Here is an 8,280-nt window from a genome sequence, read left to right on the forward strand (position 1 = left end):
CGGATACCGCGACCTCATGGACCGCATCTTCGCCGCCTGACGCGGCGAAAAGGGCGCCCCCGCGGAATCGCGGGGGCGCCCTTTTCGCCTTTCGGGATCAGCCGTTCAGGAACCGGTAGACCGCCTCGCGGCCCTGGGTCCCGCGCTCGCGGTTCTGGATGGAGTGGGAGGCGCCCTTCACCACGACGAGCGTGCCGCGCGGGGCGTAGCGCAGTTCTTCGCGCGCCCACTCCAGCGGCGTGGACAGGTCGCGGTCGCCGTTCACCAGCAGGACCGGGACCGACAGCCCGGCGCGGCGCGGTTCGGCCGTGTGCCGCGCCCACGGCCAGTGCAGGCACTCCTGGACGAACCCGCCGCCGACCGCCGTGTCCGCGGTGAACGGCCAGGTCGCCCGGGCCGGCAGGTGCCTGCGCGCCCGCTCCAGCGCGGCCTTCCGCACGCCCGGCGGCGTCTCGGACGTCCCCCACGGGAACCGGCCGTCCCCGCAGATCGTCGCGATGTGCAGGCCCGAGCTGTACTCGGCCGGGTCCTCGCCGCCGGAGTCGAGCGCCCGGAGCAGGCGGTCCAGGTGCGCGGCGTCGCCGTGGCGGGCGTCGTGGACCGCCGAGACGACGTCCCCCAGCCCGCCGAGGGCGCCGGCGTCCCGGTAGGTGGGGTCGAGGAACTCGTAGGTCACCAGCATGTCCCAGATCCGCACGGCGTCCTGGCGGTGCCGTGCGAGCCAGGCCAGGTCGCGGGCGGGGTCGAAGCCGCAGGCGGGCGCGGCGGCGCAGGCGTCGCGCAGGACGCGCGCGGTGGCCCGCAGCCCGGTGAGGTAGAGCATGTCGTCGCCCTGCGGGTCGACGAACGGGAGCACCGAGTCGAGGACGAGCTTTCTGACGCCGGCCGGATGGGACGCGGCGTAGGCGGCGCCGGTCATGGTCCCGTAGGACACGCCGTCCACGGTCCAGCTCCGCACGCCGAGCGCGCGGCGCAGCAGGTCGAGGTCGCCGACCGTCTGCTCGGTGGTGAAGTAGTGCCGCCGGTCGCCGAGGACGCCGGCGCACTCCCTCACCGCGCCGGGCGTGGGCGGCTCGATGTCACTGCCGCCCACCTGCGCCTGGAGCCGCGGGCAGTCGACGGCGCCGAACTCCCCCGTGCCGCGCTGGTCGATCATGACGAACCGGTAGTTCCTCGCCAGCTCCGGCAGGCGCTTGGAGATGCCGGAGACGAAGGGGACGCCGGGCTGCCCTGGGCCACCGGTCAGGAACATCAGGACGCCCTTGGGCGCGCGCGCCTCGTCCGCCGCCGCGACCTGGAGCCTCAGGGTCCGGCCGCCCGCGGGGTGGCGGTGGTCGAGGGGCACGGTCAGGAACGAGCAGGTGAAGCCGGGCTGCCCGGCGCAGGGCCTGGAGTCGGTCAGCCGGGGCGCGGCCGGCCGGGCGGGGGGCGCTTGGGGTGCCGCGGACGCCGTCGCCCCGCCCGCTCCGAGGAGCGCGAGGGTGAGGGCTAACACCGCTGAGCAACGTGGTCGCATGGGGGGATCCTCCCTCCGGACTCCCGCGCTCGCCGGGATGTCGCCGGATCCGGTCATGTCGCCGCCCGCCACCCGGCGCCGCGCCCCGGCGGCTCTCGTCAGGACGGCGGCGAGGGTGAATACTGAATCCCGTTCGGTAAATCCGTGAGCGGAGGACCCAGGTGTCCGAGAACTTCTCGATGACCATCGACGGCCGGGCCGTGACGGCGCCCAGCGCCTTCGGCGTGATCGATCCGGCGACCGGCGAGGTCGCCGAGCAGGCCCCCGACGCGTCCCGGGAGCAGCTCGACGCGGCGATGGCCGCGGCGCAGGCCGCCTACGCCGGGTGGCGCCGCGACGAGGCCGCGCGCCGCAAGGCGCTGCTCGCCGCGGCCGAGGTCATGTTCGCCAGGTCCGAGGAGATCGGCCGGATCCTCACGCTGGAGCAGGGCAAGCCCCTGGCCGACGCGACCATGGAGGTCGTCGGCGCGGGCGTGTGGCTGAAGTACTTCGCCGGCCTGGAGATGCCCCGCGAGGTCATCCAGGACGACGCCGGCGCGCGGGTGGAGGTCGTGCGCCGCCCGATGGGCGTGGTCGCCGCGATCACCCCGTGGAACTACCCGCTGCTCCTGGCCGTCTGGAAGCTCGCCCCGGCGCTGCTCGCGGGCAACACGATGGTCCTCAAGCCGTCCCCCTTCACGCCGCTGTCGAGCCTGAAGCTCGGCGAGGTGCTGCGCGACGTCCTGCCGCCCGGCGTGCTGAACGTCGTCACCGGCGGCGACGAGCTCGGCGCCTGGATGACCGGCCACGAGGTGCCCCGCAAGATCAGTTTCACCGGCAGCGTCGCGACCGGCAAGCGCGTCGCGGCCGCGGCGGCGCCCGACCTGAAGCGCGTCACGCTGGAGCTCGGCGGCAACGACCCGGCGATCCTGCTCGACGACGCCGACCCGGCCGCGGTCGCCGACCGGCTGTTCGGCGCCGCGTTCCAGAACAACGGCCAGGTCTGCTCGGCGATCAAGCGCGTGTACGTCCCGGAGGCCCTCTACGGGGACGTGGTGGACGCGCTCGCCGAGCGGGCGAAGGCCGCACGGGTCGGCAACGGGATGGACGAGGGCGTCCAGTACGGGCCGATCAACAACCGGCCGCAGTACGAGCGGGTCGGCGAGCTGGTCGCCGACGCGCTCGCGGGCGGCGCCCGCGCGGCGGCGGGCGGCGGGCCGATCGACGGGCCCGGCTACTTCTTCGAGCCGACGATCCTCGCCGACGTCTCCGACGGCGCCCGGATCGTGGACGAGGAGCAGTTCGGCCCCGCGCTGCCGGTCATCAAGTACACCGACCTGGAGGACGCCGTCGCGCGCGCCAACGGCACCCACTTCGGGCTGTCCGGATCGGTGTGGGGAACCGACGCCGACCGGGCCGCCGAGGTCGCCGGGCGGCTGGAGTGCGGCACCGCGTGGGTCAACACCCACCTGGCCCTCGCCCCCCACCAGCCGTTCGGCGGCTTCAAGTGGAGCGGCGTCGGCGTGGAGAACGGCCCGTGGGGTCTGTACGGGTTCACCGAGCTCCAGGTGATCCACCGCTCGAAGGGCTGAGCGCCCCGGGCGGGGCCCGGCGGCCGGGCCCCGCCCGGCGTGGCACACTTTCCGGACGGGGAGCGTGGATCACCGCACCGACCCTGGAGGACCCGGATGCACACCTGGGACGTCATGCGGCAGGACGACCTCGGCAACGTCTTCCGCGTCGCGGCGCACGACTCCCGCATCTCCGCGCTGGCCCAGGCCATGGTCCTGGAGAGCGGCGTCCGGCACCGGCAGATGTACTGGGTGGACGGCCCGCCCGGCCCCGCCGTGCGCACCAACCGCGACCTGTACCTGGTGTTCCTCCATCTCGGGCAGGAGGCGAGGGCGGCCTCGTGGTCGCTGTCGGCGTTCCTGCGCTCGCTGTGGAAGGTCGGCGCCGTGCTCGCCGACCAGGCGCGGCTGGAGCCCGACGACGTGGCGGCGATGTTCGCGGCGGCCGCCGTCACGCCGCCCGCCTCCTTCGACCCCGCCTGGAGCGGCAAGGACCTGTCGCTGCCCGGAGAGGAGCCGGAGGGGTACGCCGACTGGGAGCGCGTCCTGCTCTCCCAGATCGCCGATCTGGAGGACTTCCTGGCCGCTCCCCCGGGCCCGCAGGCCCGGTTCGGCGTGGAGGCCCCCCGCCCGCCGGGTTCCGGGGCCCGCGCCACCCCGGCCCGCTGGTACAACTTCGACCCGGCGACCTACCTCGAGTGCGCCGTGGCGGGCAGCCTTGGCGGATGGGACGCGGCCGACGGCGCCCGCGTGCCGCTGCCGGCCGGCCCCGGCGAGCCGCCGGCGCGCTCCTACGTCCGCGCGCTCACCACGATGAGCTGGAGCGATCTGGCCCGCATCGCGGTCTGCGGGCAGATGTACGAGTAGCCCGCCCTGTCGCCCCCGCGTGGTAGGACTGGCCTCATGAGCGAGCGGCCGGTCGAGTTCGGCGACCGGGGCGGCTGGTGCCTGGCGAGGGGCCGCCCCCACCCGGCGCTGCGCCCGTTCCTGCGCTCCTACGACGGCTACTGGGAGACGGAGTCCGTGCCGTCCCGGACGCGGACCCTGCCCACCCGCACCACCGTGGTGATCCTCAACCTGGGCCCGCCGCTCCACCTGGAGGTCCCCGACCCGGGGGTGCGCGACCGCGCGTACGGGTCGTTCGTCGCGGGGATGCACGACGGCCACGGCATGTACCTCAGCCCAGGCGGGCAGCGCGGCATCCAGCTCGACGTGACCCCGCTCGGCGCCTACACGCTGCTCGGCGTCCCGATGGCGCGGCTCACCAACGCCGCCGCCGAGCTGCCCGACCTGCTGGGCCGGGAGGCGCGGACGCTGGTCGAGCGGCTCGCCGACGCGCGCACCTGGGGCGCGCGGTTCGCCGTCCTGGACGCCTTCCTGCTGCGCCGCCTCGACGCCGGTCCCGTCCCCGACCGGGAGGTGGCCCGGGCGTGGCGGCTGCTGGACGGGGACCCCTCCCTGCCGGTCGCCGACCTCGCCGCCGACGTCGGCTGGAGCCGCAAGCACCTCACCCACCGGTTCCGGGAGCAGGCCGGGCTGCCGCCCAAGGTGATGGCGCGGGTGCTGCGCTTCCAGCGCGCCGTCGGGCTGCTCCGAGGCGGCGCCGGGCCCGCCGAGGCCGCGTTCGCGTGCGGGTACTACGACCAGGCCCATCTCAACCGCGACTTTCGCGCCCTGGCGGGCTGTACACCGACCGAACTGGTCGGCGGCCCGCCGGAGCCGCGGAGCGTCTCCGCGCCGGCCGGGGCCTCCGCCTGAGCCGGCCGGGGTCAGCTCTGGTGGACGCCGCCGCCCAGGTTCATCACGATGACGCCGAGCACGATGATGACGGCGCCGGCGATGGTCAGCGGTCTGACCGGCTCGTCGAACAGCACGACGCCGCCCGCGAACGCGCCGATCGTGCCGAGCGCGGACCAGATGGCGTAGACGGGCCCGACGTTCAGCGACGTCAGCGCCCTGGCCATGAGGACGAAGGAGATCAGGTACCCGGCCACCACGATCAGCGAGGGCCCCAGCCGGGTGAAGCCTTCGGAGGCGCGCATCGCCAGCGTCGCCGTTACCTCGAAGGCGATCGCGAGGCCGAGCAGGACGAAGGGCATCAGCGGGCCTCGCCGTGCTCGGCGGCGATCGCCTCGAAGACCTTCATGTCCGCCGCGAACGGCGAGCCGGGGCGGGGCCAGTGCAGCGCGATCTCGGTGATGCCGAGTTCGGCGTAGCGGCCGGCCAGGTCGGCGAACGCGCCGGTCGACTCCAGCCAGGGCTCGTCGTTGAAGCCGGTCAGCAGGACGAGGTCGTCGAGGCGGCGGCCCTCGGCGTCGCACGCGGCGCGCAGGGCCTCCAGCCGGGAGCGGACGATGCCGTACGGCTCGTCCCCCTCGCCGTGGGCGCTGGTCACCCAGCCCGTGCCGTACCGGGCGGCGAGCCGCATCCCGCGCGGCCCGTCCCCCGCGATGACGAACGGCACGCGGGGGCGCTGGACGCAGCCGGGCTCCTGCACGACCTCGCGCGCGGTGTAGTACTCCCCGGCGAACGAGGTCTCGGGGCCGGTCAGCAGGCGGTCCAGCAGTTCCACCCACTCGGCGAAGCGGGAGGCGCGCTCGCCCGGGCTCCAGTCGTCGCCGAGGATCCCGGCGTCGGACGCGCGGCGCGTGCCGCCCGCCCCGACGCCGACGGTCAGGCGCCCGCCGCTCACGTGGTCGATCGTCTTGATCGCGTGCGCGGTCGGCACGGGATGCCGGAAGTTCGGCGAGGTCACCAGCGTGCCGATCCGGACGCGGGAGGTGACCGCCGCGGCGGCGGCGAGCGTGGTGTAGGCGTCGTACCAGGGCGTCGTGCCGCGCCAGGCGATGTGGTCGTACACCCACGCGTGCCGGAACCCGAGGTCCTCGGCACGCCGCCACGGCTCCCCGGCCTCCGGCCAGGACAGCATGGGCCACATCACGGCGCCGATCCTCGGTGCGGTCACCGGCTCCTCCGTTCTCTCCGGCGCCCCCCCGCGGAACGCCAACACCAATAGATACATGCCATCGCCGCGGTTCACGCACCGGACCGCGCAAGCCACCGGTGCAGGGCCCACCACCAGTTCGCGGTCCGGGAGACCGCCGCGCCCGCACCGGGGTCGAGCAGGGGCCGCCCGGCCAGCTCCTGGAAGCGGCGGATCCGGTACTTCACGGTGTTCCCGTGGACGTGCAGCGCCGCGGCCGTCGGCTCGATCCGGCCGCCGTGGTCGAGGTAGGCCAGCGCGGTCTCGGCCAGTTCCCGGTGGAACGGCTCGGCGGGGTCGAGGCCCGGCAGCAGCGCGCCAGCGAGCAGGCCGCCGAGTTCCGGCTCGGCCTCGGTGGCGGTGAGCAGCGCGAGGTCGGCCAGCTCCCGCATCCCGGTGAGCCCGGCGGCGGCGCCCGCCCGCAGCGCCCGCCGTCCGAGCGCGTACATCGGCGCGACCTCGCCGGGACGGGCGGGCGGGGCGGCCACCAGCAGCGGGCCGGAAGGCCCGGCGACCGGGTCCCGCGGTCCGGGCAGCCGGGCGACGAGGGCCGCGAGCCGCCCGTCGACGAGCCCGCACAGGCTCGGCCCGCCGGCGGTGAGCGCCGCCTCCAGCCGTCCCGCCACGGCGGGGTCGCTGACGTCGGAGACCACGCAGTGGTAGGCGGCGCGGGCGTCGAGCGGGGCGAGCACGGGGACGGACTCGCCGTGCAGCAGCTGCCGGAGCATCTGGAGGCGCCCCTCGCGGACGGTCCGCGCCATCTCCAGCTCGGCGACCCGGTGCGCGTGGACCATCCGCTGCACCAGCGCGGTGGTGATCTCGTCGATGCGGGTCACGCCGTCCAGCAGCGCCGCGTCCGGGACGCCCCTGCGGCGGCCGTCGGCGACGAGGGCCCGGACGAGGTGGGCGCGGCCCGCCTGGAAGCCGTCCAGGAACGCCGCGACGGGCACGCCCTGCCGGGCCCGGTCCGAGCCGAGCCGCTCCGCCGCCGCGAGCGCCTCCTCGCTCGGCTCGCCGTCCTCCAGCGCGGTGAGCACGCCGTGCACCAGGGCGCGGGTGTGCCGCCTGGTCTCCTCCTCCGGCAGCGCCGCCACCAGCTCCGACCGGCCGCGGGCGGCGCGGACCGTCGCCTCCAGCAGCACCGGATCGTCGGTGTGCTCGATCAGCAACCGCAGGAACCGGTCGCCTGCGCTGGGCTCCATCCCTCCATTGTGCGGCCCGGTTGTCCGTTCCGGACAACCGGGCGTGCGGGCGTTGGGCGCCGCCGGTCTAGCCGGGAGGCCCGGCCATGGTGTTCGGTGGTCGGGAGACGAGCCAAGGAGTGCGCGATGTCCGACGAGGAAGAGTTCCTGGAGAAGCTGCCGACCGACCTGATCTTCCGGCTGCCGCCCACCTTCGACGACGTCGCGGACGAGCGCCGGCACCGCAAGGAGAGGCTCGCCGCCGCGCTGCGCGTCTTCGGCAAGTTCGGCTTCGAGGAGGGCGTGGCCGGGCACATCACCGCCCGCGACCCGGAGCGCACCGACCATTTCTGGGTGAACCCGTTCGGCATGTCGTTCAAGCACATCCGGGTCAGCGACCTGATCCTGGTGAACCACGAGGGCAAGGTCGTCGAGGGGCGCTACCCGGTCAACGAGGCGGCGTTCGCGATCCACTCGCAGGTGCACCAGGCGCGCCCGGACGTGGTGGCGGCCGCGCACAGCCACTCCACCCACGGGCGGGCGATCTCCGCTCTCGGGCAGAAGCTGGAGCCCATCACGCAGGACGTGTGCGCGTTCTACCAGGACCACGGCCTGTTCGACGACTACACCGGCGTCGTCACCGACCTGGAGGAGGGCAAGCGCATCGCCGCCGCCCTCGGCGGCCACAAGGCCGTCATCCTGCGCAACCACGGCCTGCTCACCGTCGGCGACACCGTGGACGCCGCCGCGTGGTGGTTCATCACGATGGAGCGCTCCTGCCAGGTGCAGCTCCTGGCCAAGGCGGCGGGGCAGGTCGTCCCGATCGAGCACGACAACGCCGTCCTGACCCACGAGCAGATCGGCAACGACCTGGTCGGCTGGATCAACTACCAGCCCCTCTACGACCAGATCACCCGCGAGCAGCCCGACCTGTTCGAGTAGGCGGCCCCTCCCCCGGCCCCGGCCCCGGCGCGCTCGGCGGCGCCGGGGCCTTCGCGTCCGCCGGCCGCGCCCGCGGGTCGTGGTGGGCGAGCAGGACGCGGGCGATGC

The 8,280-nt window shown here is 74.9% G+C and carries 8 protein-coding genes; 4 read left to right on the forward strand and 4 right to left on the reverse strand.

What is annotated here, in order from left to right:
- Positions 1–97 precede the first annotated feature (97 nt).
- Positions 98–1,516, reverse strand: coding sequence for an alpha/beta fold hydrolase (locus ABWI04_RS40490; protein ID WP_353835719.1), 1,419 nt, complete (start codon positions 1,514–1,516; stop codon positions 98–100).
- Positions 1,517–1,677: 161 nt separating this feature from the next.
- Between ABWI04_RS40490 and ABWI04_RS40495 the strand changes: the two genes are divergently transcribed.
- The 3 genes from ABWI04_RS40495 (at position 1,678) to ABWI04_RS40505 (ending at position 4,824) form a co-directional block, all read left to right on the forward strand.
- Positions 1,678–3,087 (forward strand): aldehyde dehydrogenase family protein, encoded by a 1,410-nt coding sequence (locus tag ABWI04_RS40495; protein WP_353835720.1) that lies wholly within the window; start codon positions 1,678–1,680, stop codon positions 3,085–3,087.
- A 96-nt stretch (positions 3,088–3,183) separates the two neighbouring features.
- Complete coding sequence (locus tag ABWI04_RS40500) at positions 3,184–3,933, forward strand: hypothetical protein (RefSeq protein ID WP_353835721.1); 750 nt, start codon at positions 3,184–3,186, stop codon at positions 3,931–3,933.
- Between the two features lie 36 nt (positions 3,934–3,969).
- On the forward strand, positions 3,970–4,824 hold the full coding sequence (locus tag ABWI04_RS40505) for a helix-turn-helix domain-containing protein (RefSeq protein WP_353835722.1): 855 nt from the start codon (positions 3,970–3,972) through the stop codon (positions 4,822–4,824).
- A gap of 11 nt (positions 4,825–4,835) precedes the next feature.
- Here ABWI04_RS40505 and ABWI04_RS40510 read toward each other — a convergent pair whose 3' ends face one another.
- From ABWI04_RS40510 to ABWI04_RS40520, 3 genes are all read right to left on the reverse strand, one after another.
- Positions 4,836–5,165, reverse strand: coding sequence for a DMT family transporter (locus ABWI04_RS40510; RefSeq protein ID WP_345176028.1), 330 nt, complete (start codon positions 5,163–5,165; stop codon positions 4,836–4,838).
- Positions 5,165–6,031 carry an LLM class flavin-dependent oxidoreductase gene (locus tag ABWI04_RS40515; protein WP_353835723.1) on the reverse strand — a complete coding sequence of 289 codons (867 nt, stop codon included), beginning with the start codon at positions 6,029–6,031 and terminating at the stop codon, positions 5,165–5,167. Before ABWI04_RS40515 ends, ABWI04_RS40510 begins: the two co-directional genes overlap by 1 nt.
- 71 nt (positions 6,032–6,102) lie before the next feature.
- Positions 6,103–7,251 carry a helix-turn-helix domain-containing protein gene (locus tag ABWI04_RS40520; protein ID WP_345176032.1) on the reverse strand — a complete coding sequence of 383 codons (1,149 nt, stop codon included), beginning with the start codon at positions 7,249–7,251 and terminating at the stop codon, positions 6,103–6,105.
- Positions 7,252–7,377: 126 nt separating this feature from the next.
- Here ABWI04_RS40520 and ABWI04_RS40525 point away from each other — a divergent pair, with 126 nt between their 5' ends.
- A complete protein-coding gene (locus tag ABWI04_RS40525) occupies positions 7,378–8,172 on the forward strand; it encodes a class II aldolase/adducin family protein (RefSeq protein ID WP_345176034.1) in 795 nt (264 codons plus the stop codon).
- Positions 8,173–8,280 lie beyond the last annotated feature (108 nt).

Source organism: Actinomadura sp. NPDC000929 (assembly GCF_040492065.1).
GTDB classification, from domain to species: domain Bacteria; phylum Actinomycetota; class Actinomycetes; order Streptosporangiales; family Streptosporangiaceae; genus Spirillospora; species Spirillospora verrucosospora.